Below are 25,061 nucleotides of genomic sequence, written 5' to 3'. Positions count from 1 at the left end.
GTAGGATCGGATTTCCATGGCCCTCTCACCTCCCGATCCGATCGGTCACCCTCGTGTCGCCGTCGTGACGGTCAGTTTCGGGTCGTCGTCCGTGCTCGGGCCCTTCCTCTCCTCCATCCCCTCCGCCGCGGTCACCGAGTCGCCTCTCGTGGTCGTCGCCGACAACAGGGTGGATGAATCCGAGCACCTCGACTCACTCGTCTCGCGTGCGGGCGCACGCTACCTCCCTCTCGCCTCGAACCTCGGCTACGGCGGAGCCGTCAACGCGGCGACACGGGAGCTCCCCTCCTCCGTCGACTGGATCCTCGTGAGCAACCCCGACGTCGTGCTCGGCGAGGGCGCGATCGACATCCTCGTGCGCGAGGGCGACGCCGACGAGACGGTCGGGGCGATCGGACCGGCCGTGCTGACCGGCGTCGAGGGCGCGGTCTACCCCTCGGCGAGATCGGTGCCCTCACTGCGCACGGGGATCGGTCACGCGCTCTTCGCCAACCTCTGGCCGAGCAACCCGTGGAGCCGCGCGTACCGCCGGGACTCCGACGACACCCCGCTCCGCCGCGACGCCGGATGGCTCTCGGGCGCGTGCCTCCTCGTCAGACGGCGCGTCTTCGACGACCTCGGGGGCTTCGACCCCTCGTTCTTCATGTACTTCGAAGACGTCGACCTCGGCTACCGCATCGGGAAGGCGGGGTACCGCAACGTCTACGAGCCCTCCGCCACCGCGGTGCACACGGGCGCGCACTCGACGACGACCGATTCCCAGCGGATGATCGACGCCCACCACGAGAGCGCGCGGCAGTTCATGCACAAGAAGTACCCGGGGGCGCTCCTGTGGCCCGTGCGAGCCGCCCTCACGGTCGGTCTGCGCGTGCGCGCGGCCGTCGTCGGGCGGCGCACCTTCGGCGAACCGCACCACTAACTAGACTGTCGGGGGCACAGAACGCAGTATCAGAAGGAGTGGGCATGAAGATTCTCGTCACCGGCGGCGCCGGATTCATCGGTTCGAACTTCGTGAGGCGTGCCCTCGGCGACGCCTACGAGGGGCTCGAGGGAGCCGAGATCGTCGTGCTCGACGCCCTCACCTACTCGGGCAACCTCGAGAACCTCGCCTCGGTCTCCGACTCCCCGCGCTTCAGCTTCGTGCACGGAGACATCCGCGACTCCGACCTCCTCGACTCGCTGCTTCCCGACGTCGACGCCGTCGTGCACTTCGCCGCCGAATCGCACGTCGACCGCTCGGTGCGCGACGCCTCGATCTTCGTCGAGTCGAACGTGCTCGGAACGCAGAAACTCCTCGACGCGTCGCTCCGTGCCGGGCTCGAGCGCTTCGTGCACGTCTCGACCGACGAGGTGTACGGCTCGATCGCCGAGGGCTCGTGGGACGAAGAGCGCCCGCTCGAACCCAACTCGCCGTACTCGGCATCCAAAGCGGGGAGCGACCTCCTCGCGCGCAGCTACTTCCGCACGCACGGCCTCAACATCTCGATCACTCGCTGCTCGAACAACTACGGCCCCTTCCACTTTCCCGAGAAGGTCATCCCCCTCTTCATCACGAACCTCATCGACGACAAGCACGTTCCCCTCTACGGCGAGGGCAACAACATCCGCGACTGGCTGCACGTCGACGACCACTGCCGCGGAATCGCCATGGTTCTCGTCGGCGGTCGCGCCGGCGAGATCTACAACATCGGCGGCGGCACCGAACTCACCAACAAGGAGCTCACGCAGCTCCTCCTCGACTCGACGGGCAAGGACTGGTCCTACGTCGACCGCGTGCAGGATCGCCTCGGTCACGACCTCCGATACTCCGTCGACATCTCCAAGATCCGATCCGAGCTCGGCTACGAGCCGCGCGTGCCGTTCGACCAGGGTCTCGCCGAGGTCGTGCAGTGGTACCGCGACAACCGCTCGTGGTGGGAGCCGTTGCGCGAGCGCGCGGCCCTGAGCTGATCATGACCCGGTTCCTCCTCACCGGCGCGAGCGGAATGCTCGGCCGCGATCTCCAGTCCGTGCTCGACGGGCGCGACGTCACCGCGCTCTCGAGGTCGGACCTCGACGTGACCGACCTCGACGCCGTGCGGTCGGCCGTCGCCGGCCACGACGTCGTGATCAACGCCGCCGCGCACACGAGGGTCGACGATGCCGAGACCGAGCGGGATGCGGCGTTCGCCGTCAACGCGACCGGTGCCGGCCATCTCGCGACCGCCGCGGCCGAGGTCGGGGCAGTGCTCGTGCAGGTGTCGACCGACTACGTCTTCGACGGCGTCGCGACCTCGCCCTACCCCGAAGACGCCCCGCACGCGCCCGTCTCGGTCTACGGCGCGAGCAAAGCCGAGGGCGAGAGGCTCGTCGTCGAGGCGAACGGAGCGCGGAGCTACATCGTGCGCACCGCGTGGCTCTACGGCGAGCACGGGCCGAACTTCGCCAAGACGATGCTGCGTCTCGCCGCCGACCGCGACACCCTCACGGTCGTGAGCGATCAGGTCGGTCAACCGACCTGGACCCTCGATCTCGCGAAGCAGATCGTGACGCTCGTCGACTCGGCCGCACCGTTCGGCGCGTATCACGCGACCAACTCGGGTCAGACGAGCTGGTTCGACTACGCGCGGGTCGTCTTCGCGAACGCGGGTCTCGACCCCGAGCGCGTGACTCCGACCGACAGCGGGAGCTTCGTGCGCCCCGCCCCTCGCCCCGCGTACTCCGTTCTCGGGCACGACGCGTGGACCTATGCCGGCCTCGCGCCGATGCGCGACTGGACAGACGCCCTCGCCGACGCGATGAGCAGGGGAATCATGGACCCCTCGTGACGACGACGCTCCGCGTCGTCGTCGACGACATCATCGCGCCCGGGCCCACGGGGGTCGGGCGCTATGCCGAGGAGCTCACGAGAGAACTCATCGCGACGGCTCCCTTCGGCTGCGAGGTGAGCGGTGTCGTGTCGTCGTCGGCGTCGACCGAATACGACCGGCTCGCCACGCTCCTCCCCGGCATGGTCGACCTGTTCAAGAGCGCCCTCGCGCGCCGCGAATTGCAGCTCGCCTGGCAGCACGGCATCACGAGACTCCCCGGAAGCGGCATGGTGCACGCTCCGAGCCTCCTCGCCCCGCTCTCGAAGCACGATCCCGTCAACGACGTCGGAACGCAGACCGTCGTCACGGTGCACGACGCGGTGCCGTGGACTCATCCGCACCTGCTCAAGAACCGGCAGGTCTCGTGGCACCGGTCGATGCTCAAGCGAGCGCACCGCTACGCCGACGCGATCGTCGTGCCGAGCTACAGCGTCGCCGAGCAGATCGGTGACGTCTTCGACTTCGGTGAGCGCGTCAGAGTCATCGGCGGGGCCGTGAGCAGCAAGCTCGTCGTGCCCGTCGACGCCACCGAGCGCGCCGCGGCTCTCGGCCTCCCCGAGCGCTACCTCTTCACCCTGAGCTCCCTGCACCCCCGCAAGGGCCTGCGCGAGCTCCTCACCTCGCTCGCGACGGGTGACGACTCCGGACTGCCGCTCGTGGTCGCGGGCACCCCCGAGTCGGGCCACGAGGACATCCGCAGCGTCGCCGCCGAGCTCGGTCTCGATGCGGACCGCGTGATCATCCTGGGCGTCCTCACCGACGCCGAGCTCTCGGTCGTCTACGACCGCGCCACGGTCTTCGTCTTCCCGAGCCTCGCCGAGGGCTTCGGCCTCCCGGTGATCGAGGCGTTCAGTTTCGGCACCCCCGTCGTGCACTCCGACTCGCCCGCCGTCGTCGAGGTCGCGGCGGGTGCCGGCGTCACCGTCTCGACCGTCGACATGCAGACCTACCCCGAGCGACTCGCGGCCCGGATCGCGGACATCGTGAGGGACACCGACCTCGCCGGTCGCCTCGCCGTCTCGGGATCGGACCGCGCGGGCGCATTCGCGTGGCGGGACTCCGCGCAGCGGGTCTGGCAGTTGCACGCCGACCTCTAAGCGCGCCCGAGCTCGTCGCTCGTCGCTCGTCGCTCGTCGCTCGTCGCTCGTCAGGCCGAGTCAGGTGCCGAGTCAGCCGCCGTCGGCCGTCGCGGCCGTCGCGATCGTCGACCTCACGAGCGCGTGGATCTGGTCGTAGTCGGGGTAGAGCGTGTCGACGACCCCGGGCACGAGCTCGAGGGTCGTGATCGGGATGCTCCTCCCGTTGTCGGCGAGATCGACGAACCCCGGCAGCATGACCGCGGGGATGTCCGTGTCGACCACCTGAACGCCGGCCGCCGCGATGTCCTGGAACTTGGTGAGCACATTGGAGGGGTCGAACTGGGTGAGCACGGCCTCCTGCACTTGACGCTGGCGCGCCATGCGGTCGTAGTCGTTGGAGTCGAAGCGCGACCTCGCGTACCAGAGGGCTTCGCCACCGTTGAAGTGCTGCTCCCCTTGCTCGACGTAATAGAGAGGATCGGGCGCCGTGATCGGGCCGATCGCCGTGCGGGACGGCACCTCGATGTCGACACCCCCGAGCGAGTCGATGAGATTCGCGAAACCCTGCATGTCGATGAGCACGTAGTACTGGATCTCGAGGCCCGTGACCCCCGACACGGCGTCGCGCGTCGCCTCGATACCCGAGGAACTGCCCTCGGCCTCGGCCTCGGGATACAGCTCGGGGTGCTCGTCGCCGTAGGTGTAGAGGTAGTTGATGAGGCACTCGTCGCCGCAGTCGTACCCGGTCGGGAACGCTCCCCACAGGGGTGATTCGGGAGCGAACTGCGCGCGTTCGAAGTTGCGCGGAACGCCGATCATCGTCGTCGCACCGGTCTCGGCGTTGACGCTCGCGACCGAGAGACTGTCGGGCCGCAGCCCCTCCCGGTCGGGGCCGGCATCCGCACCGAGGAGGAGGATGTTGTACTGCCCGTCGACGGGCTCCTTGTATTGCCCGTTCGCGAAGATGGCCTCGATCGTGCTGCGGGTCACGCCCGCGACCATGGCGCCGTAGCCGACGACACCCGTCGTCGCGACGAGCGCGACGACGGCGAGCGCGGCGATCGCGGGCCTCGCCCTCGGGTATGCCCGCACGATCTTGACGAGCCTGAGGGTGTCGAGTGTGAGGACGACCCAGAGAACGAGGTAGGCGACGAGAGCGATCTGCACGACGGTGAGCGCGATCGGATTCGACGCGACACCGTAGATGACGCGCGGGAGCACGAAGAAGAGCACGGCGGCCACGACGACGAGCGTCCACAGCAGGAACGTCATCGAGACGCCGAAGCGCCCGAGCCGGCGATTGCCGGCGATGAGCTGGGCGGAACCGGGGATGAGGATGTTGAGTCCCACGAGCCACCACGCCCGACGGGTCATGGTCGAGGGTGACTTCAGGTCGGGGTGCCTGACGGGGCTGATAGTGCTCACAGGCTCGCTTTGAGGTTCTCGTTCTTCGTCGCGACGAGATCCTTCAGATCGGACGCGTGCTGCGCGAGAGCCGTCGCGAGGGCGGGGTCGGTGGCCGCGAGCATCCGGATGGCGAGGAGTCCCGCGTTACGAGCACCGCCGATCGACACCGTCGCGACGGGAACACCCGCGGGCATCTGCACGATCGAGAGGAGGGAGTCGAGGCCGTCGAGGGTCGCGAGCGCGACGGGAACGCCGATGACGGGGAGTGTCGTGACCGACGCGAGCATGCCGGGGAGGTGCGCGGCGCCGCCGGCACCCGCGATGATCGAGCGGAGTCCCCGCTCGCTCGCACGAGCGCCGAACTCGAGCATCCGCTCGGGCGTGCGATGCGCCGAGAGCACCTCGACCTCGTGCGCGACACCGAACTCGGTGAGAACGACGGATGCGGCCTTCATGACGGCCCAGTCGGAGTCCGAGCCCATGACGACAGCGACGAGGGGCTCAGGCATAACGGCCATCGTACTTCGTGGCGCGCTCTCGCCTCGGCAAGCGAGGGAGCGTGTTCGCTCGCTCTGCGGTGGTGTGCACGGTTACGACGTCGGGCGATCGACGGCTTCCGATCCCAGCAGGAAAGCCGCCGCGCGGGCCCTCCAGACGACGTCGTCGAGGTCGTCACCCGTCGCGGTCACGTGCCCGACCTTGCGGCCCGGTCTCGGGTCTTTACCGTAGTTGTGCACCTTGACCGAGGGCTGGTCGGCGAAGGTCACGGGGTAGCTGTCGACGAGGGCGCCGTCGGGGTGACCGCCGAGCACGTTGACCATGACGGCCCAGCCCGCGTGAGCGTCCGTCGCTCCGAGCGGGAGGTCGAGGGTCGCTCGCACGTGCTGCTCGAACTGGCTCGTCGTCGAGCCGTCGATCGTCCAGTGCCCCGTGTTGTGCGGTCGCATCGCGAGTTCGTTCACGAGGATGCGGTCGTCGTCGGTCTCGAAGAGTTCGACCGCGAGCACTCCCGTGACGTCGAGGAGCTCGGCGATGCGGCGGGCGACCGATTCGGTCGCCTCGGCGAGCCGTCCGCTCGACCGGGGCGCGGGCGCGATGACCTCGGCGCACACTCCGTCGCGCTGCACACTCTCGACGAGCGGCCACGCGACGATCTGCCCCGACGGCCGTCTCGCGACGAGCTGCGCGAGTTCACGGCGGAACACGACGAGCTCCTCGACGAGGAGGGGTTCGTCTCCGAACCAGTCGGCGACGTCGGCGCTCGACGCCACGACCCTCACGCCTTTGCCGTCGTATCCGCCCGTCGCGGTCTTGACGACGGCGCGACCGCCGTGGGCGCTCACGAAGTCGTCGAGGTCGGCGGGGGTCGACACCCTCGCCCATTCGGGAACGGGGATACCCGCGGCGTCGAGACGCTCGCGCATGCTGAGCTTGTCTTGCGCGAAGAGGAGGGCGGCCGGGCCCGGTCGCACGATCGCCCCGGCATCCTCGAGCGCCGCGAGCACGGATTGCGGCACGTGCTCGTGGTCGAAGGTCACGACGTCGACGTCGCGGGCGAAGCGCACGACCGTCTCGGCGTCGCGGTAGTCGCCGACCGCGGTCGCGGCGAGGGATGCCGGCGCGCCCTCCGCCTCGGCGAGCACGCGGATCTCGATCCCGAGGGCTATCGCCGCGGGGATCATCATGCGGGCCAGTTGCCCACCGCCGATGACACCGATCGTGAGAGTCATGCCGACCTTCCAGTTACCGAGACGACGCGACGGTTAGTATTTCGAACCGCCTCGAACCATCTTGGCGCATCACCGCCGCCGTCCAGCATCAGGGAGCCCGCATGCACCGCCTGGCTTCCCAGCTCACCAAGTTCGGTCTCGTCGGACTCGTGGGTCTCGCGGTCGATGTCGGGCTCTTCAACCTCTTGCGGGCGACCGTCCTGTCTCCCGCGGATGTCGCGGAGGGCCCCCTCGTCGCGAAGGTCGTCTCGACGGCCGTCGCGATCGCCGTCAACTGGCTCGGCAATCGCCACTGGACGTTCAGGTCACCCGAGTCATCCGCGGCGACGACGCACCGCGAGACGGTCGTCGAGGGCGTGAAGTTCGCGATCGTGAGCGTCGGCGGGATGCTCATCGCCCTCGTGTGCCTGTGGGTCAGCCACTACGTGCTCGGATTCACGAGCGCGTTCGCCGACAATGTCTCGGCGAACGTCGTCGGACTCGTGCTCGGGTCGGCCTTCCGCTTCGCGCTGTATCGAGCGTGGGTGTTCCGGGAGGCTCCGGCGATGTCGTCAGGGACGCCCGAGAGCGCGGTACGTCCACCCGGCCTCACGCCAGACCACGGGGTTGACGCAGTTGCGGCCGTCGAGCAGAGCTCGGCCCGACACCACTGACGTGAGCTCGGCGGGGTCGAGGTCGCGATACTGCTTCCACTCGGTGAGGAGCAGAACGACGTCGGCGTCCTGTGCCGCCTCGACGGCGGTCGACACGTAGGTGAGCTCGGGGTGGCGAGCGCGCGAGGTCTCGACGGCTTCGGGATCGGTCGCGACGACGATCGCGCCGAGTTCGGCGAGGCGCACGGCGACGTCGAGCGCGGGCGAGTCGCGCACATCGTCGGAGTCGGGTTTGAACGCGAGACCGAGCACGGCGATGCGCTTGCCGCTCACATCACCGTCGAGCACCTCGGTCGCGAGGTCGACCATGCGGCCGCGGCGACGGAGGTTGATGCTGTCGACCTCGCTCAGGAAGCTCAGCGCCTGCTCGACACCGAGCTCCTCGGCCCGGGCCATGAACCCGCGGATGTCTTTCGGAAGGCAGCCACCGCCGAACCCGAGGCCCGCGTTGAGGAACCGGCGGCCGATGCGCGCGTCGAAGCCGATGGCGTCGGCGAGCTGGGTCACATCCGCTCCCGTCGCCTCGGCGACCTCGGCCATGGCGTTGATGAACGAGATCTTCGTGGCGAGGAACGCGTTCGCACTGACCTTCACGAGCTCGGCTGTCGCGTAGCCCGTGACGACCTTGGGGGTTCCGGCGGCGAGCGCCGCGGCGTACACGGCGTCGAGCACCGACTCGGCGTGCTCGTCACCCTCCCCGACTCCGTAGACGAGGCGATCGGGCGAGATGGTGTCCTTGACCGCGAAGCCCTCGCGGAGGAACTCGGGGTTCCACGCGAGGGTCGCGCCGACCCCCGCGCCCGACACGACGGCCGCGAGGCGCTCGGCGGTGCCGACGGGCACGGTCGACTTGCCGACGACGAGATCACCCTCGGAGAGGTGCGGGAGGAGCGACTCGACGGCCGCGTCGACGTAGGTGAGGTCGGCGGCGTTGCTTCCCGCGCGCTGCGGGGTTCCGACGGCGACGAAGTGCACCGTCGCTTCGGCGGCGGCGGCGATGTCCGTGCTGAAGGTCAGTCGGCCCGATGCGGTCGCCGAGGTGAGCAGCTCTGGGAGGCCGGGCTCGTAGAACGGGGGGCGTCCTGCCGCGAGGAGGTCGATCTTGGCCTTGTCGACGTCGATGCCGATCACCCGGTGGCCGAGTTCGGCCATCGCGGCGGCGTGCACGGCTCCGAGGTATCCGCAGCCGATGACAGAGATGGTGAGGGGAGTGGAGAGAGAAGTCACGTCCGACACACTAACGCCGCTCGACGTCTCTCAGCGGCCACCCCAGGCGGTCGTCTCGCCGCGCACCTCGGCTTGAGCGGCCTGGCGTCGTGCGGCGATCGGATTGACGCTGCTCTCCATGAGGTCGTGGAGAGTGCGCTGCACGAGGTCCGCCGCGGGGATGTCCTTCAGAACGACGGGCGAATCGAGGCCCGTGTTGATGAGAACGTCGCCGCACCGCAGCGAGCTCTGCACCGCGTTCTTGCGCACCGTGATGTCGTAGCCCCGACTGTGCAGGAGCTCTTGCCTCGAGCGGACGAAGAGTCCGCGGCGCAACACGATGCGCCGCGTCGTGATGATGTAGCGCTTCGAGAGCCAGGAGAGCAGCGGGAGGACCCACACGAGCAGAACGAGCGCTGCAGCGCCACCCGCCACCGCGAGGTTCTGCCACTCCTCGTCGAAGCGACCGACGAAGTAGGCGCTCGCCCCGCACGTGGCGATGAGCACGAGCGACGGCCAGAAGAGTGCTCGTCCGTGCGGTCGCAGACTCGCGACGATGCGCTCGACCTCCCCGGTTCCGCGCTCATCAGCCATGCGTCATTCATACCTCAGATGAGTCACATCCCCGGCGGCGACAGACTGCCTGCTGCCATTCGACAGCTCGACCACGAGCCGGCCGGTGTCGTCGATGTCGACGGCGTCCGCGCGGAGCTCCGACCCGTCGGGAAGCACGACGCGCACGGGCCTCCCGATCGAATCGCACGACGCGACGATCCTCGAGCGCACTCCGCTCGCCCGAGCTTCACCTCCGGCCGCGGCGAACGGGAGGTAGAGCCGCGAGAACTCGATGATCCACGTCGCAAGCACGGCGTCCGCGAGAGCATCGACATCGCCGACGGCGCCCTCGATGGCGAGAGACGTCGACGTGGGGGTGGGGAGAGCATCGGGAGCGAGCGTGAGATTGACACCCGCACCCACGACGACGCCGTCACCGGTGGGGAGCATCTCGGCGAGGATGCCGCAGACCTTCCGCTCGGCGATGAGCACGTCGTTCGGCCACTTGAGGGCCGCGCGAGGCGAGGGGAGCACGCCGTCGACCGCGCGACTCATCGCGAGCCCCGCCATCAGCGGCACCCATCCCCAGCGGTCGAGAGGTACGGCGACGCCCGCGGAGTCCCGAGGTCTCAGGAGCACCGACGCCGCAAGGGTCTGTCGAGGCGGGGCTACCCACTCCCGACCGAGCCGCCCTCGGCCTCCCGTCTGCGTCGTCGTCGCGACGATGAGAAACTCGTCGGCGCCCGGGGCACGGGCGAGCACCTCGTCGTTCGTGCTCACCGTCGACTCGAGGTCGATCACGGGAGCGAGAGCCGAGGCGCGGGGAAAAAGCATTCCCCGAGCCTAGGGGCGCGTCATCCGGCGATCCTCCGACGTCGAACGCATCGACCGGCGCGCCGCTCGCACGGCGAGCACGACGTATCGCGCGGGCATACCGACGGCGAGCGCGAGGAACCCCGCCGCCGAGCGGTCGTATCGCCCGAGCGCACGCTTGCGATCCCACACGCGCCGGAGTGTGCCGCCGAGGGTTCCGCGGAACTGCGGGCGCACGGCGAGTGTTCCGGCCTCGCGCTCGACGACGAGAGTCTCGAGCACGGCGATGCAGTCCACCGTGTCCGGCGCGTGGAAATAGTTGTCGTCGAGCCAGCGGGCGTCGGCGAGCCTGGCCCCCGTCGTCGCGAGCGACGAGAGCGGCCCGAGCAGGCCGCTGCCCTCGAAGACGGTGTTGATGAGGCCATTGGAGACCCCGAAGTCGTCGAGGACGAGCACCGGGATGTCCCGATGCACGGCTTCGATCGCCGCCGTCGAGCTCACCGTCACGAGGGCCGCCGCCGTGTCGAGCGACGCCGACATCGGTCCGGTGTCGATCACGAGTTTGCCGCGGGCCTCCGGTATCTCGGCGAGGAGGGTGTCGTAGGGATACCGCTCGGCGTGGGTCTGCGGCTCCCCCGCGAGACCGCGCAACTTGAGCACGACGCGGCGGGAGGGGTCGGCGTCGGCGAGCGTCGCGAGCTCACGGAGCACGTGCTCGCGGTCGGACTTCTCTCTCGGCACCTTCGCTTGGGCGGCGAAGACGATGTCGGTCGCGGCGCGGTCACGGGATCCCCGCCCGCGAGCGGTTCCGGTCGGCCGCGGAGTGTCGGCGAGGAACGGGAGGGTCGAGAGCGCGAAGCGCTGCCCGACCCCCATCGTCGCGGCGAGCGCGCGGAACTCGTCGATCTCCCGCGCGCTGTGCAGGATGAGCGCGTCGACTTGAGCGCGGTAGTAGAGCGCCTTGCGGGTCGCGGGGATCGAGATCCCCGGGAGTCCGCTCACGAGCACGGGACGCCACGGCGTCGTCGCGCCTCGCCCGCCCGGACGACCCGCCCGCGCGCCACTCGCGTCGGTCGCCCGCCGCGCCTCGCGGTCACCGAGGATCGCCCGCACGAGCACCCTCACGACGGGGCCTCGCACCGAGAGCAGAACGATGTCGGGACGTTCGGCGGCGACGCGGCGCGCGATCTCGTCGGCACCGCGGATGTCGACTCCGCGGGTCTCGAACACCGTGCCCGCGAGGGCCGCGGCGACTTGGCGCGCGCTCGGCACCGCGGGTGTCTCCACGACGACGAGGTCGGTCGTCCACGACTGCGGCATGCGACCGAGCGTCGCGGCACCCCACTTGAGGTAGGAGTCCGAGTCGGCGACCGCGAGAACGGCGAGAGGTCTCTCCGTCACACCGTCACGCGTCGGAGCTTCGCGAGGGGTGCGAGCTCCCCGGGGAACACGCGCTTCTCGCCGTCGCCGAGCGCCTCCTCGATGATGCGGATGTCGCGCACGAGCTGTGTGAGCCCGTGGGGCTCGAGCGAGGCCGCGTGGTCGCTGCCCCACATCGTGCGGTCGAGGGTGATGTGCCGTTCGACGGCGACGGCACCGAGGGCGACGGCCGCGATCGAGATCTGCAGTCCGCGCTCGTGACCCGAGTAGCCGACGGGCACACCCGCGTATCGGCGCTGGAGCGTGCCGATCGTGCGCAGGTTCGCCTCCTCGGGAGGCAGGGGGTACGTCGAGGTCGCGTGCAGCATGACGAGGCGCTCGGTGCCGAGCACCGCGACGGCGGCGTCGATCTGGTCGAGCGTCGACATCCCCGTCGACAGGATGACGGGCTTGCCCGTCTCCGCGATCGCCGTGAGGAGCCCGATGTCGGTGACGGAGGCCGACGCGACCTTGTAGGCGACGGCACCGAGGCCTTCGAGGAAGTCGACGGAGGGTTCGTCCCACGGCGACGCGAACCACGCGAGCCCCTTGAGTGCCGCGTAGTCGCCGATCTCGATGTACTGGTCGCGATCGAACTCCACGCGGTAGCGGTAGTCGAGGTAGGTCATCGTGCCCCACGGGGTCTCCCGCGGCACGTCGCGCATGTGCTCGGGGGTCGAGATCTCGGGGGTGCGCTTCTGGAATTTGACCGCGTCGGCACCCGCCTCGGCGGCGACGTCGATGAGTCTCTTCGCGAGCTCGACGTCACCGTTGTGGTTGAGGCCGATTTCGGCGATCACGTAGACGGGGTGCGATTCGCCTACGGCTTTTCCGCCAATGACAACGGCCATGACTGCTCCTCTGATGTGGTCGTGCGTGTGGTGATGGGGTCTGTGGTGCGGGGATCGGTGCTGCGGGGATCGGTGCTGATGGGGATGCCCGTGTCGACGGGGCCGGTTCCGGGGCTCGCCCTCCGGGGCGACCGTGAGCGCAAGACGCGGTCGGCGAGCTCGCGCACCGCGCCGTGTCCGCCGGCGTGGGCGAGCACGACTCGCGCTGCGGTCATCACCGCGGGATTCGCGTCGGCGACCGCGACGGGCCACCCCGCGATCTCGAGCGCGGGAAGGTCGTTGACGTCGTTGCCGAGGTAGGCGAGTCGCGCGAGGTCGATGCCGTTGCGCTCCGCCCAGTCGGTGAGCGCCGTGGCTTTGTCGTCGACGCCCTGGAGCACCTCGACGCCGAGCTTGCGTCCGCGCGCGGCGACGACAGGGTGCCTCTCCCTCGAGAGGATGAGCACGGGAATCCCGGCATCCCGCAAGCGTGCGACACCGAGGCCGTCCGACCGGTTCGTCGTCACGAACTCGCTGCCGTCGGCGCCGATCACGACGGTGTCGTCGGTGTGGACTCCGTCGAAGTCGGTGACGACCGCATCCACATCGATGTCGTGGGAGGGGTCGACGATGGGGGCGATCGCGCTCGCGAGCTCCAGTTGCGGCGCCGTGTCGATCTCGATCGAGCGGCGCTCGTCGGTGAGGGCCACGCCCACGGTGCCGAAGAAGCGGTACTTCTCGTCGCGGAACCCGGCGGCGCGCATGACGTAGAACGCGCCCGTCTCCTGGTAGTGGGCCTCGCGATCCTGACGGCGAGCGCGGAAGGTGTGGTCGTGGTTGACCCCCTCCGCCCCCGTGTCGGTGAGCCGCCAGAGGAAAGCGTGGGTCTCGATCGCCGAGAACACGACGTCACACTCCCCCGACTGCACGCGGTGGATGGCGCGGTCGAGGTCGGCGGGGTCGATGAACGGTGAGGTCGCCTGCAGGAAGACGATGATGTCGGGGGTGTGATCGAGTCGCTCGAGCACGTTGAGCAGAGCGGACTCCGAGCTCGCCGTGTCGCCCGAGAGCTTGGCGGGGCGCGCCATGATGTCGGCGCCCTCCGACTTGGCCGCCGCGGCGATCGCCTGGTCGTCGGTGCTCACGATCACGCGGTCGATGCGCTTCGCGGAGCGAGCGGATGCCGCGGCCCGCGCCACGAGCGGAACGCCCCCGACGCGGCGCAGGTTCTTTCCCGGCACCCCCTTCGAGCCGCCCCTCGCGGGGATGACGGCCACGACGGAAGCGCGCGGCGATGGCGTATACGTCACTCCTGCGCCCCCTCTGGTACTCACACCCCGACGGTAGGAACGCTGTCGGTCCGGGCGCTGTCTCGGCAGTGAACGGGAGGGGGACGGGAGGCGACCACTCGGGGACGGAGGGCGGTGGGTAAAGTGAACGCGTGATCGACGACAACGCTTCCCCCGACCTCTCGACGACCGCGGGCAAGCTCGCCGACCTCAAGCTCCGCTACCACGAGGCCGTGACGGCGAGCGGCGAAGCCGCCATCCAGAAGCAGCACGCCAAGGGCAAGAAGACCGCGCGCGAGCGCATCGAGACTCTTCTCGACCACGGCTCGTTCGTCGAACTCGACGAGTTCGTGCGACACCGCACGACCGCCTTCAACATGGACAAGTCCCGGCCGTACGGCGACGCCGTCGTCACGGGAACGGGCACGATCCACGGCAGGCAGGTCGCCGTCTACGCCCAGGACTTCACGATCTTCGGCGGGTCCCTCGGCGAGGTCGCGGGTGAGAAGATCCTCAAGGTCATGGACCTCGCGCTCAAGACGGGCGTGCCGATCATCGGCATGCTCGACTCGGGGGGCGCTCGCATCCAGGAGGGTGTCGTCGCACTCGGCAAATACGGCGAGATCTTCCGTCGCAACACGCACGCCTCGGGCGTCATCCCCCAGATCTCGATCATCATGGGCCCCGCGGCGGGCGGCGCGGTGTATTCCCCCGCGCTCACCGACTTCGTGATCATGGTCGACAAGTCGAGCCAGATGTTCGTGACCGGCCCCGACGTCATCAAGACCGTGACGGGCGAGGATGTCGGCATGGAGGAGCTCGGTGGAGCCCTCACGCACAACCAGAAGTCGGGAGTCGCCCACTACCTCGCGAGCGACGAGGACGACGCCCTCGACTACGCGCGGACACTCCTGAGCTACCTCCCCGACAACAACCTCGCCGAGCACCCCGTGTATGCGAGCGACGTCGAGCTCGAGATCACCGACGCCGACCGCAAACTCAACACGATCATCCCCGACAGCCCGAACCAGCCGTACGACGTCAAGACGGTCATCGAGCACATCGTCGACGGCGGCGAGTTCCTCGAGACCCAGCCCCTCTTCGCCCCCAACATCGTCGTCGGCTTCGGTCGCATCGAGGGGCGCGCTGTCGGTGTCATCGCCAACCAGCCGAACGCGATGGCCGGAACCCTCAACATCGAGGCGGGCGAGAAGGCGTCGAGGTTCGTGCGCTTCTGCGACGCCTTCTCGATCCCCATCATCACGCTCGTGGATGTTCCCGGGTATCTGCCCGGAACCGACCAGGAGTGGACGGGCGTCATCCGGCGCGGGGCCAAGCTCCTCTACGCCTACGCCGAGGCGACCGTTCCCCTCGTGACCGTCATCACACGCAAGGCCTACGGCGGCGCCTACATCGTCATGGGTTCGAAGCAACTCGGTGCCGACATCAACTACGCGTGGCCGACCGCGGAGATCGCCGTCATGGGCGGGCAGGGCGCCGTCAACATCCTCTACCGCCCCGAGATCCGCGCGGCCGAAGCGGCGGGCGAAGATGTCGCGGCGGTGCGCGCGAAACTCGCGAGCGAATACACCTACAACGTGGCGTCGCCCTTCCTCGCGGCCGAGCGCGGCGAACTCGACGGGGTCATCGAACCGGCGGCGACGAGGGTCGCGATCGTCAAGGCTCTCCGCGCCCTGCGGACGAAGCGCGCGAGCCTCCCCGCAAAGAAGCACGGAAACATCCCGCTGTGACACGGGCCACGGAATCCTGCGCGGGCATCGAGGTGCTCCGCGGCTCCCCGACCGATGTCGAGCTCGCCGCGGCACTCGCCGTGATCGACGCAATGGCCGCCGAACCCGACGACGAAATGGCTCCGCCCGTTACGACGAGCGCGTGGCAGCGGACCCAGCGGGCCGGCCGCGTGCCTCTCCACACGATCGGCGCGTGGCGGTCGTTCTCCGGCTGACCCGAGGATGATCGGTGCGTGATCGGGTGTCGTCCGCGAGAATGTACCCCGGCACCCCGTGCGTTCGAGCGCGAGGTGTCGTATGCTGATGCCGGTCAATATCTGGACCGGGTGCGGAATTGTCCCCCAGAAGTCCTCAGAAATGCCGACTTCGGGACACCCGACGAGCGTGCAGACTTGATCGTGCTAGGTGTCTCTTCACGAGTGCACCACCAATCACTGGCCGACTAGGGTAAGCGGGCCAGTGATTCGGGGGCGAGTCAGGGCGACATTCGGGTTGTCGTCCTGACTCACAGTTTGATGCGGGACCGGTCCACGGGGCCGGTCCCGCTTTCTCGTGGTGCGGAATGTCTCGCCGATCATCCAGGAGACGCGGCCTCACGTTGTCGAGCTCAGACGGCCGTCGCCGCCGCGCCGACGCGGGGGATCTCGAGCCACAGGTCGATCTCGTCGCCGTCATCGTCGTCGTCGGGCTCGTGCCCGAGAAGCGAGTGGATGCCGTCGTTACCCGAACTGAGGCCCACGACCGTCACGGCGATGTCCGAACCCACGGGCACGGTGCGCACGACGATGCGGTCGGTCCTCGTCTCCTCGACGGCCACAGCGAGCCGATCGAGGACACGATCGCGTTCGTCGTCGGGCAGGTCGTCGATTCCCCCCTCGTCGAGGAGAGTCACGGTCGTCCCCCGGCGCCTCGAGGCCATGACTGCGGCACGCACGCGGTCGTTGAGCAGCGTGCGCCCGCGGATCTCGTCACGGATGGCCCCCTCGAGGTAGAGGCACTCCTGGCGCTCCTCCTCGGTGAGGTTGCCGCCGCTCGCCACGATCTGGCGCAGCATCGGTGTCGCCATGCGCGCGGTCTGGCCGAGCCGGAACTGTCGCTCGAACACGTGGGCCTCCTGGGCCGCGCGCCACTCGGCGGCCTCACGCTCGGCGAGAGCGTATTGCCGAGCGTCCCGGGCCGCCGCGGCGAGAGAGTAGGCGAGGGCGTGCGAGATGCCCACCCAGACCACGCTTCCGACGATCCCGAGGTCGGCGAGCTCGCCGACACCCTGCCAGGCGATGCTCTGGGCGACGAGAACGCCGACGCCGACCCACGCGAACGACTGCCGCATCCGGGTCGACGTGATGACCATGAGCGTTCCGATCGCGGCGGTGTGCCAGGCCGCGTAGCTCTCTCCCGGGCCGTCGGGCAGTTGGCTCGTGACGAGGAGGGAGATCGCGATGGTCGCGATGACGTTGAACGCCGCGAGCCAGATCGGCATGCGCGGAGACCGGTAGGGAAGCAGGCTCGCCGTGGTCGCGGCAGCGTAGATGACCATGGCGGCGATCACGGGCCCGCGGGACTCGGCGACGTCGAACGACACCGCGGCGAGAACCAGATGGTAGGCCGAGAATATCGCGGCGAGGGTGATGATGAGAGATCGGGGAATGGAGATGATCACGCGGTCGTCACCCCGGTCCCCGCCTCCCGCTCCCACGCCGGCGGCCCGTCGTCGGAGGGGTCGGGCCAGCGGATGGTCACGACCGTGCCCTCGCCGGGTGCCGAATCGACGTCGACCTTGCCTCCCGCGTTCGCGACCCTCTCGATGATCGAGACGCGCAGACCGATGCGCGCGGTCGGAACCTCGTCGAACACGAACCCGTCGCCCGTGTCGCCGACCTCGATGACGAGCGGGCACGAGAGCGACCTGCCGACGGACACCCACCGGGCGACGTCCGGGCGCGTGCCCGCGTGCTGCACACTGTTGACCATCGACTGCACGGCGGCCGAATAGACGGCTTCGGCGACATCGCCGGGGATGCCGCCATCCGACTCACCCGCCCCGGCAGGAGAACGCACCTCGAACTCCGCCCCGAGCGCGACGACCTCGTCGGAGATGCGCCTCGCGAGCTCGGCGAGGCTCACGGTCTCGGTCGTACTGGGCGACGACGTCGCCGCCTCGCGCACGTACCCCATGGCGTTGAGAGCCATGCGCGCGGAGAGGCGTTGCGAATCCGCCGTCACCGCCCTCGCCGAGGCGAGCAGGGTCGTGAGCACGCTGTCATGCACGATCGCGTCGACGCGCACGCGCTCGACCTCGGTCGCGTGCTGGCCGATCGCGGTGGAATACCGCTCGAGAGCGAGCGATTGCGCGAGGTCGACCGCCGCGGCGGCCTGGCGCAAGAGCGTGATGATGATGAGCACGGCGCCGCCGAGGAGCACGGCGTAGACGATGTCGAGGGCGACGAGGTCGACATCGGTTTCACCTCCCGCGGGCGACAGCCTCACGACACCGTAGGTGAGGGGGGCGATGAAGAGCGTCGCGGTCGACGCCCACACGGGCCACGCGACGGCCGCGGCCGCCGTCGCGACGGTGCAGAGGAACCACGGCCACGGTCGGCCGTCGACCGGCGCAGAGGGGTCGGCGAGACTCAGCGGCCACGAGATCATCGCGGCGAACCACGCCACGACGACGATGACGTTGGCGGGCACGATCCAGCGCTTGAGCGCGGAGGCGACCCCCGCGAACACGAGAGACCCGAAGACGAGCGTCGTCATCGGAGCACTCCACCCGACGACCGTCTGACCGGCCTGCTCGAACACCGTCGGGAGAGTCTGCGCCCCAAAGGCGAGCCCGAAGACACCGGACGACCGCGCGATGACCGTCTCGATCTGCCGGCGGCTGATGGGATTGCGCGCTACCCGCGACGGGGTGGATGCCACGCGAGCGGACTGCCTACCGGCCATCACCGTTATCCGCGTCCATGCCGGGCAGGATGCCGTCTTCGACGGCGCGACGCAGAAGGTCGACCTTCGTCGGGGCGGGACGACCCACCTCGACGTACTTGACCCTGATGCGGTCGAGATACTCGCGAGCCGTCGAGTAGCCGATGCCGAGTTGCTGCGCGGCGAGCTTGAGGGGGAAGCCCGAGGCGTAGAGGTGCAGGATCTCGCGCTCGCGGCGACCGAGCTGCGCCTTCGCGAAATCACTGTCGGCGTCGATCGCCGTCGCCCACTCGAGGTTGTTGAGCACCTCGCCACGGGCGACCGTCGCGACGGCCGAGATGACCGTGCTCGTCGCCGACGACTTGGGGATGACTCCCGCGGCGCCGGCCGCGAGGGCCTCGCGCACCGAGGCGACGCGATCGGCGATGCTGTGCACGAGAACCGCGGCTCCCACGGCCTGCACGCGCTTGACGTTGTCGGTCACCGTCGACCCGTCGCCGAGCGACAGGTCGAGCACGACGACGTCGCACTCCTTGTCACCGAGCTCGGCGACGAACTCGTCGACGGAGGCCGCCGCGACGACGAACGTGAACCCGGCATCGATGCACGCCGCTTTGACGCCGAGCCGCACCGATTCGTGGTCGTCGACGACCGACACGCGAACACCCGCGGGGGTGGCCGAACGGGGGTCCGAGTCTGTCGTTGTCGTCACCATGGGAATCCCGTCTCGAGCCGGTCGCTGAACTCGCGAGCGCAGCCCCATCTTAAGGCCGCGCGAGACGGCGAGCGCGACTCATCCCGCGCAGAGCGTCATGTCACTCGCGGCGGAGGGTCGCGACGGCCTCGACGTGGTGGGTGGACGGGAACAGGTCGAAGGCTCGAAGGGCCGTGAGGCTGTATCCGCGCTCCGCGAAGAGCGCGACATCGCGAGCGAGCGCGACAGGGTCGCACGCGACATAGACGATGTTCTGCGGCCCCAGAGCCGCGAGATCGGAGACGACGCCCTTACCCGCACCCGATCGCGGAGGGTCGAGCACGACGGTCGCGCGGGTCAGTCGCGCGCGCTCGGCCGCACCCGCCGTCGCGGTGAGGGATCGGAGATAGGCGTCGACCCTCGCGGTGACCGCCGCCGCGCCGACCCAGTCGGAGAGGTTGTGCGCGGCGTGATCGGTCGCCCGCTCGTCGCTCTCGACCGACGTCACCCGCACAGAGCGGCCGAAACGGTCACCGAGAGCGGCCGCGAGCAGACCGACTCCCCCGTAGAGATCGAGGTTCGACGCCGTCGGGTCGAAGTCGGCCTCGTCGACGGAGGACTGGACGGCGCTCGTGAGGGTCGCCGCCGCGTGGCGGTGCACCTGCCAGAAGCCGTCGGCGTCGAGCCGGAACTCGCGGTCGCCCACGCGCTCGACGATGCGATTGGCTCGCGGTTTCTTCTGACGCTTCGCGCCCGCGGCACCGCGCCCCCCTGCCGGTGCGGACTGACCGGCGATCACGAACGGATTACCGGTCGAGGGCACGACGATGTCGACGAAGTCGGCGCCCGAGAAGCTCTCGTCGAGCGGAGCGATCGATCGCACCTCGTCGACGGCGAGCGGAAGAGACTCGACGGGGATGACGCGGTGGGAACGCGCGGCGTAGGGCCCGGCACGACCGTCGTCCCCGACGTGCAGCCGCACGCGCGTGCGCCACCCGGTGCCGTCGACATCGGGAGCCGGCGCAGAAGCGGGCGAGGCGTCTGCGGGCACGGACCCGGCGGGCAACGCCTCGACGACGACATCCGACACGACTCCCGCCATGCGCTCGAGCGACTCGGTGAGCACGCGCCTCTTGAGCTCGCGCTGGAAGGCGAGGTCGATGTGACCGAACTCGGCACCGCCCGCGCGGTCGGCCGGGGGCCGATCGACGGCCGCCTCGGCCCAGACGTGCGGTCGGCGGTGCTCCGAGGCCTCGACGACCTCCACGACATCGGCGCGCCAGAACGACTTCTTCGAATCGTCGGTGATCTCCACGACGACACGCTCGCCGGGGATCGCGTCGCTCACGAAGACGACTCGCCCCTCGTGTCGCGCGACCATGACACCGCCGTGGGCGACGCCGGTAATCTCGACCTCGACCCGCGTACCCTGCATTTCACCCATCCCCCGAGCATAGGAGCCGCGTTGCGCCTGTACCTCGCATCGACCTCGCCCGCCCGACTCGCGACACTCCGAGCGGCGGGCATCGAACCCGTCGTCGTGCCCTCGGAGGTGGACGAGGATGCCGCCGTCGACGCCCACACGGCCGCGAACGGCGCGCCGACAGCCCACGACATGGTCGCGCTGCTCGCTCGCGCGAAAGCCGAGGCCGTCGCGGGCACGAGCGTGCTCGGAGAGCCCATCGACGGGTTCGTGCTCGGAGGCGACTCCGCGTTCGAACTCGACGGCGTGACCTACGGCAAACCGCACCGCCCCGAGGTCGCGCGCGAACGCTGGCATCTGCAGCGCGGTCGCACCGGGCATCTGCACTCCGGCCACTGGCTCATCGACCACCGCGGCGGGCGGGTCGGCCGCGGCAGCGGGATCGTGACGACGACCGAGGTGACCTTCGCCGACGACATCTCCGACGCCGACATCGACGCCTACATCGCGACGGGCGAACCCCTCTTCGTCGCGGGGGCATTCACGATCGACAGCCTCGGCGCGCCCTTCATCACGCGCATCGACGGCGATCCCCACGCGGTCGTCGGGCTGTCACTCGCGGCCGTCCGCGGGCTCCTTCTCGAGTTCGACGTCGCCTGGCCGACACTGTGGAACCGCGGCGGCGCCGCATCGTGACTGCCCCCGGTGCCGCGGGTGTCGCCGCAGTGTTGTAGGTCGCGGCAGGGGCGCATCCCGCATCTTTGTCTGTGTCCGCCAAAACGGCGGCGCCGGGCGGCAATAGGGTAGAGGACTATGCCCCGCATAACGAAGGTCTTGATCGCCAATCGTGGAGAGATCGCCGTTCGCGTGGTGAGGGCCGCTCGAGACAGCAAGATCGCATCGGTCGCCGTCTACGCCGACCAGGATCGGGATGCGCGGCACGTCAAGCTCGCCGACGAGGCTTACGCCCTCGACGGCTCCACCTCGGCCGAGACCTACCTCGTGATCGACAAGATCCTGTCGATCGCACGTCGCTCGGGAGCCGACGCCGTGCACCCCGGATACGGGTTCCTCGCCGAGAACGCCGACTTCGCTCGCGCCGTCATCGACGCGGGCCTCATCTGGATCGGGCCGTCGCCCGACGCCATCGAGAAGCTCGGAGACAAGGTCTCCGCACGGCACATCGCCGAGAAGGTCGGCGCACCGCTCGCGCCCGGCACGCTCAACCCCGTCTCCGGTGCGGAGGAAGTGCTCGACTTCGTCGATCTGCACGGTCTCCCCGTAGCCATCAAGGCGGCGTTCGGCGGTGGCGGTCGCGGCCTCAAAGTCGCCCGCACGCGCGAGGAGGTGCCCGAACTCTTCGACTCGGCCACCCGCGAGGCCGTCGCGGCGTTCGGGCGCGGGGAGTGTTTCGTCGAAAAGTACCTCGACGAGCCGCGCCACGTCGAGACCCAGTGTCTCGCCGACGCCCACGGAGACGTCGTCGTCGTCTCCACGCGCGACTGCTCGCTGCAGCGGCGCCACCAGAAGCTCGTCGAGGAGGCGCCCGCGCCGTTCCTCACCGACGAGCAGAACGCGCTGCTCTACACGGCGTCGAAAGCGATTCTCAAAGAGGTCGGATACCTCGGCGCGGGAACGTGCGAGTTCCTCGTCGCGAAAGACGGCACGATCTCGTTCCTCGAGGTCAACACGAGGCTGCAGGTCGAGCACCCCGTCTCCGAGGAGGTCACGGGCATCGACCTCGTGCGCGAGCAGTTCCGTCTCGCCGAGGGCGAACCGATCGGCTACGGCGATCCCGTCGCGCAGGGGCACTCGATCGAGTTCCGTATCAACGGCGAAGACCCCGGCCTCAACTTCATGCCCTCCCCCGGCCCCGTGAACGTCTTGCGATTCCCCGGGGGCCCCGGCGTGCGCGTCGACAGCGGAGTGACGACGGGAGACGTCATCACGGGAGCGTTCGACTCCCTCCTCGCGAAGCTCATCGTCACGGGGTCGTCGCGCGCCGACGCCATCGAGCGGTCGAGACGCGCCCTCGACGAGTTCGAGGTCGCCGGACTCCCCACGGTTCTGCCCTTCCATCGCGCGATCGTGCGCGACCCCGCGTTCACCAGTGCCCCGTTCAGCGTCTACACGCGCTGGATCGAGACCGAGTTCGCGGGGGAGATCGAACCGTGGAGCGGCTCCCTCGCCGACCAGACTCCCGCGGCGGAGCGCACGACCGTCGTCGTCGAGGTCGATGGGAAGCGCATCGAGGTGGGGATCCCCCGTCGGCTCGGGTCGGCATCGTCGAGCCCCGCCGCGCTCCTGCCTGCTCCGAGGCGGCACAGCGCCGCAGGGGTGTCGGCGAGCGCATCCGGTGATGCGGTCACGTCTCCCATGCAAGCGACGATCGTCAAGATCGCGGTCTCCGAAGGCGATCGTGTCGTCAAGGGCGACCTCGTTCTCGTGCTCGAGGCCATGAAGATGGAGCAACCCATCACAGCCCACAAAGACGGTGTCGTCGGGCCGATCGACGCCGCGGTCGGCGCGACGGTGCCCTCCGGGCACGTGCTCCTCGCGATCACCGACTGAGGCTCGCGGCGCGCGTGGCGGCGGGCGCTGCGCCGGGCTCCGCGACATCCGCCGTCCTCATTGGCATCCGCCACCCATAATCCGCGCGCAGATGCCGAAACGGTGCGCGGATGCCGCGGCGCAAGTGTGCGGCCGCGCCGCGGCGCCGTCGCCGTGCCGTGCCGCGGGGCCGTCGCCGCGCCGTGCCGTGCGTGCCTCGCCACCGTGCCGTGCCGTGCCCCGGTGCCCCCGCCGCCACCCGCCGCCCGGATTCGCATCCGCCGCGCACATTCGCGCGGCGAGTGCCGAAACGGTGTGCGGTTGCTGCGGCGCAAGTCCGCCGCAGGGCCGTCGCCGCGCCGCATCCCGGCCCCCGCCGCATCCCGGCCCCCGGCGCATCCCGCCCGGCGCATCCCGCCCAACGCCGCGTCCCGGCCCGCCAGGGCGCCTCCGCCGCCCGCCCGCCGCCCGCCCGCCGCCCGAACCGGCAGCCGCCGCGCATATTCGCGCAGCGAGTGCCGAAACGGTGCGCGGATGCCGCAGCGCACGCGCCCTACCGCACCCCGCGAGCGTGGGGAGCCCGCGGCACACCCGCGGCGGCGAGCACCCGCTCGAGCTCGCTGAGCGACCGCGCGGTGTCCCAACCCCACCGCACCACGCGCGGACCGAGGGCGCGGATGCGGTCCTCCCGCCGTTTCTCAGCCACGAGGGCGTCGGCTGTCGAGTGCGCCCCGAGCATGTCGGATCGCAGATATTTGCCGACACCGTCGAACTCGCCGACGATGCCGGCCTCGCCGCCGTGGGCGCTCGGCCACCAGAAGTCGGCGAACATCGACCCGGCACGATCGCGGAACTCGCGCTGCAGTTCGGGTGGCGCGAAGCCGAGGAGGCTCATGGTCACCCGACTGAGCGACTCGCCCGCCGAGTCCGAGCGCGGATCAGCGAACGCGAGAACGCGACGGGCGCGGGCCGACCCCTTCGGCGACGGGTGGGCCTCCGCCTCGGCGCGCAGGGTTGCGGAGAAATCGCTCGACTCGACGGTGCCGATGGCGAGGGCGCGATCGGTCATCGCCACGGCCCTCGCGAACGGGGCGGTCCGTGCGATGTCGACGGTGGTGCGGGCGAGTGTCGTCGCGCACAGCCCGTCGATCACGACGGTGTCGTCGGGCACACCGTCGGGATGCACGGTGAGCGCGCGCCGGGACCGGCCGCCGGGGGCGGGCTCTCGCACGACCTCGGGCAACCGGGGCCACGCACCGAGCACGGGGAGTCGCCACAGCGCCGCGGCGGAGTGGTGCGAGAACAGGAGTTCGCGATGGGGAACCGATCGCGCGCAGGCCCGGACGGTCGCGAGATAGCGCTCGTCGGCAGACATCCCCCGCCAGATCGTCTCGGCGACGAACACCCCGCGCGCGAGCCTGAGGAAACGGCCCGCTCGAACCGCCCGGTACAGCCCGTCGAGGCCACCGGTCTGCGCGAGGTGGGAGGCGAGGACGAGGTCGTCGACGGAGGCGGGAGTCTGCTCACCGGTCGGCACCGGTCCAGTCGGCCACACGGCCGCGGTCGACGGCGGCGGACGCGCGATGTCCGTCGGCACGCTCGATCCCGCGGCCCTGGGGAGGACGGACCCACCGCGCCCACTCGGGCCGCACGCCGGGCCGCGCTCCGCGCCGTGCTCCGCGCCGTGCTCTGCGCCGCGCCGGGCCGCGCTCCGCGCCGGACCGGGCTGTGCAGTCTCGGCCGATCACGGGCGTCCTGGGCGCAGGTGTGGGCGCGGAGCTGGGCGCATGCGCACACCAGCTACCCGCCACCGGAATCGGCATCCGCCGTGCAAATCTGCGGCGCGGATGCCGAAAGCGGCGGCGGATGCTGCGGAATGATCCTGCGC

Annotated in this window: 23 protein-coding genes; 9 read left to right on the top strand and 14 right to left on the bottom strand. The window is 69.9% G+C overall.

Annotated elements, in window-relative coordinates:
• Nucleotides 1-16 precede the first annotated feature (16 nt).
• The 4 genes from ACLHG5_RS00475 to ACLHG5_RS00460 are packed head-to-tail and all read left to right on the top strand — an operon-like array spanning nucleotide 17 to nucleotide 3,946.
• Nucleotides 17-919, top strand: coding sequence for a glycosyltransferase (locus tag ACLHG5_RS00475; protein WP_411316176.1), 903 nt, complete (start codon nucleotides 17-19; stop codon nucleotides 917-919).
• A gap of 44 nt (nucleotides 920-963) precedes the next feature.
• On the top strand, nucleotides 964-1,950 hold the full coding sequence (gene rfbB, locus ACLHG5_RS00470) for a dTDP-glucose 4,6-dehydratase (RefSeq protein ID WP_411317538.1): 987 nt from the start codon (nucleotides 964-966) through the stop codon (nucleotides 1,948-1,950).
• 2 nt (nucleotides 1,951-1,952) lie between these two features.
• Nucleotides 1,953-2,807, top strand: coding sequence for a dTDP-4-dehydrorhamnose reductase (rfbD, locus tag ACLHG5_RS00465; protein WP_411316178.1), 855 nt, complete (start codon nucleotides 1,953-1,955; stop codon nucleotides 2,805-2,807).
• Nucleotides 2,804-3,946, top strand: coding sequence for a glycosyltransferase family 4 protein (locus ACLHG5_RS00460; RefSeq protein ID WP_411316179.1), 1,143 nt, complete (start codon nucleotides 2,804-2,806; stop codon nucleotides 3,944-3,946). Before rfbD ends, ACLHG5_RS00460 begins: the two co-directional genes overlap by 4 nt.
• 72 nt (nucleotides 3,947-4,018) lie before the next feature.
• Here ACLHG5_RS00460 and ACLHG5_RS00455 read toward each other — a convergent pair whose 3' ends face one another.
• From ACLHG5_RS00455 to ACLHG5_RS00445, 3 genes are all read right to left on the bottom strand, one after another.
• Nucleotides 4,019-5,302: an LCP family protein gene (locus tag ACLHG5_RS00455; RefSeq protein ID WP_411317537.1), complete on the bottom strand. Its 1,284-nt coding sequence runs from the start codon at nucleotides 5,300-5,302 to the stop codon at nucleotides 4,019-4,021.
• 47 nt (nucleotides 5,303-5,349) lie between these two features.
• Nucleotides 5,350-5,853, bottom strand: a complete 504-nt coding sequence (gene purE, locus ACLHG5_RS00450; protein ID WP_411316181.1) for a 5-(carboxyamino)imidazole ribonucleotide mutase — start codon at nucleotides 5,851-5,853, stop codon at nucleotides 5,350-5,352.
• A gap of 72 nt (nucleotides 5,854-5,925) precedes the next feature.
• Nucleotides 5,926-7,065 carry a 5-(carboxyamino)imidazole ribonucleotide synthase gene (locus tag ACLHG5_RS00445; protein WP_411317536.1) on the bottom strand — a complete coding sequence of 380 codons (1,140 nt, stop codon included), beginning with the start codon at nucleotides 7,063-7,065 and terminating at the stop codon, nucleotides 5,926-5,928.
• Between the two features lie 101 nt (nucleotides 7,066-7,166).
• Here ACLHG5_RS00445 and ACLHG5_RS00440 point away from each other — a divergent pair, with 101 nt between their 5' ends.
• Nucleotides 7,167-7,718 (top strand): GtrA family protein, encoded by a 552-nt coding sequence (locus ACLHG5_RS00440; RefSeq protein WP_411316183.1) that lies wholly within the window; start codon nucleotides 7,167-7,169, stop codon nucleotides 7,716-7,718.
• On the opposite strand, the gene ACLHG5_RS00435 is transcribed toward ACLHG5_RS00440, so the two are convergent.
• The 6 genes from ACLHG5_RS00435 to ACLHG5_RS00410 are packed head-to-tail and all read right to left on the bottom strand — an operon-like array spanning nucleotide 7,617 to nucleotide 13,851.
• Nucleotides 7,617-8,945, bottom strand: coding sequence for a UDP-glucose dehydrogenase family protein (locus ACLHG5_RS00435; RefSeq protein ID WP_411317535.1), 1,329 nt, complete (start codon nucleotides 8,943-8,945; stop codon nucleotides 7,617-7,619). The two genes, ACLHG5_RS00440 and ACLHG5_RS00435, sit on opposite strands and share 102 nt — an antisense overlap.
• A 30-nt stretch (nucleotides 8,946-8,975) precedes the next feature.
• The gene (locus ACLHG5_RS00430; RefSeq protein ID WP_411316185.1) at nucleotides 8,976-9,518 is read right to left on the bottom strand and encodes a PH domain-containing protein; all 543 of its coding nucleotides are present in this window, start codon (nucleotides 9,516-9,518) and stop codon (nucleotides 8,976-8,978) included.
• A gap of 3 nt (nucleotides 9,519-9,521) precedes the next feature.
• The gene (locus tag ACLHG5_RS00425) at nucleotides 9,522-10,313 is read right to left on the bottom strand and encodes a biotin--[acetyl-CoA-carboxylase] ligase (protein WP_411317534.1); all 792 of its coding nucleotides are present in this window, start codon (nucleotides 10,311-10,313) and stop codon (nucleotides 9,522-9,524) included.
• Between the two features lie 9 nt (nucleotides 10,314-10,322).
• Nucleotides 10,323-11,693 carry a DUF6716 putative glycosyltransferase gene (locus ACLHG5_RS00420; RefSeq protein WP_411317533.1) on the bottom strand — a complete coding sequence of 457 codons (1,371 nt, stop codon included), beginning with the start codon at nucleotides 11,691-11,693 and terminating at the stop codon, nucleotides 10,323-10,325.
• Nucleotides 11,690-12,562, bottom strand: a complete 873-nt coding sequence (locus tag ACLHG5_RS00415; RefSeq protein WP_411316188.1) for an N-acetylneuraminate synthase family protein — start codon at nucleotides 12,560-12,562, stop codon at nucleotides 11,690-11,692. The genes ACLHG5_RS00420 and ACLHG5_RS00415 overlap by 4 nt, the downstream gene beginning before the upstream one ends.
• Entirely contained in the window at nucleotides 12,532-13,851 is a 1,320-nt protein-coding gene (locus tag ACLHG5_RS00410; protein WP_411317532.1) for a cytidylyltransferase domain-containing protein, read from the bottom strand. Before ACLHG5_RS00410 ends, ACLHG5_RS00415 begins: the two co-directional genes overlap by 31 nt.
• A 131-nt stretch (nucleotides 13,852-13,982) precedes the next feature.
• Between ACLHG5_RS00410 and ACLHG5_RS00405 the strand changes: the two genes are divergently transcribed.
• Both ACLHG5_RS00405 and ACLHG5_RS00400 read left to right on the top strand, forming a co-directional pair.
• On the top strand, nucleotides 13,983-15,581 hold the full coding sequence (locus ACLHG5_RS00405; RefSeq protein ID WP_411316190.1) for an acyl-CoA carboxylase subunit beta: 1,599 nt from the start codon (nucleotides 13,983-13,985) through the stop codon (nucleotides 15,579-15,581).
• On the top strand, nucleotides 15,578-15,796 hold the full coding sequence (locus ACLHG5_RS00400) for an acyl-CoA carboxylase subunit epsilon (RefSeq protein WP_411316191.1): 219 nt from the start codon (nucleotides 15,578-15,580) through the stop codon (nucleotides 15,794-15,796). Before ACLHG5_RS00405 ends, ACLHG5_RS00400 begins: the two co-directional genes overlap by 4 nt.
• A 392-nt stretch (nucleotides 15,797-16,188) precedes the next feature.
• On the opposite strand, the gene ACLHG5_RS00395 is transcribed toward ACLHG5_RS00400, so the two are convergent.
• The 4 genes from ACLHG5_RS00395 to ACLHG5_RS00380 all read right to left on the bottom strand — a co-directional run bounded on the left by ACLHG5_RS00395 (nucleotide 16,189) and on the right by ACLHG5_RS00380 (nucleotide 20,644).
• Nucleotides 16,189-17,241, bottom strand: a complete 1,053-nt coding sequence (locus ACLHG5_RS00395) for a hypothetical protein (RefSeq protein ID WP_411317531.1) — start codon at nucleotides 17,239-17,241, stop codon at nucleotides 16,189-16,191.
• The gene (locus tag ACLHG5_RS00390) at nucleotides 17,238-18,527 is read right to left on the bottom strand and encodes a sensor histidine kinase (protein ID WP_411317530.1); all 1,290 of its coding nucleotides are present in this window, start codon (nucleotides 18,525-18,527) and stop codon (nucleotides 17,238-17,240) included. The genes ACLHG5_RS00395 and ACLHG5_RS00390 overlap by 4 nt, the downstream gene beginning before the upstream one ends.
• Nucleotides 18,517-19,221, bottom strand: coding sequence for a response regulator (locus tag ACLHG5_RS00385; RefSeq protein ID WP_411316194.1), 705 nt, complete (start codon nucleotides 19,219-19,221; stop codon nucleotides 18,517-18,519). Before ACLHG5_RS00385 ends, ACLHG5_RS00390 begins: the two co-directional genes overlap by 11 nt.
• Before the next feature lie 100 nt (nucleotides 19,222-19,321).
• The gene (locus ACLHG5_RS00380; RefSeq protein ID WP_411317529.1) at nucleotides 19,322-20,644 is read right to left on the bottom strand and encodes a class I SAM-dependent RNA methyltransferase; all 1,323 of its coding nucleotides are present in this window, start codon (nucleotides 20,642-20,644) and stop codon (nucleotides 19,322-19,324) included.
• 21 nt (nucleotides 20,645-20,665) lie between these two features.
• On the opposite strand from ACLHG5_RS00380, the gene ACLHG5_RS00375 reads away from it, so the two are divergent.
• A complete protein-coding gene (locus tag ACLHG5_RS00375; RefSeq protein WP_411316196.1) occupies nucleotides 20,666-21,319 on the top strand; it encodes a Maf family protein in 654 nt (217 codons plus the stop codon).
• A 117-nt stretch (nucleotides 21,320-21,436) separates the two neighbouring features.
• Entirely contained in the window at nucleotides 21,437-23,194 is a 1,758-nt protein-coding gene (locus ACLHG5_RS00370) for an acetyl/propionyl/methylcrotonyl-CoA carboxylase subunit alpha (protein ID WP_411316197.1), read from the top strand.
• Nucleotides 23,195-23,726: 532 nt separating this feature from the next.
• Here ACLHG5_RS00370 and ACLHG5_RS00365 read toward each other — a convergent pair.
• Nucleotides 23,727-24,770 (bottom strand): hypothetical protein, encoded by a 1,044-nt coding sequence (locus ACLHG5_RS00365; protein WP_411317528.1) that lies wholly within the window; start codon nucleotides 24,768-24,770, stop codon nucleotides 23,727-23,729.
• Nucleotides 24,771-25,061: the final 291 nt, after the last annotated feature.

It is taken from the genome of Marisediminicola sp. LYQ85 (assembly GCF_046600695.1).
GTDB lineage: Bacteria > Actinomycetota > Actinomycetes > Actinomycetales > Microbacteriaceae > Marisediminicola.
This window is presented reverse-complemented; position numbering and strand designations above follow the sequence as displayed.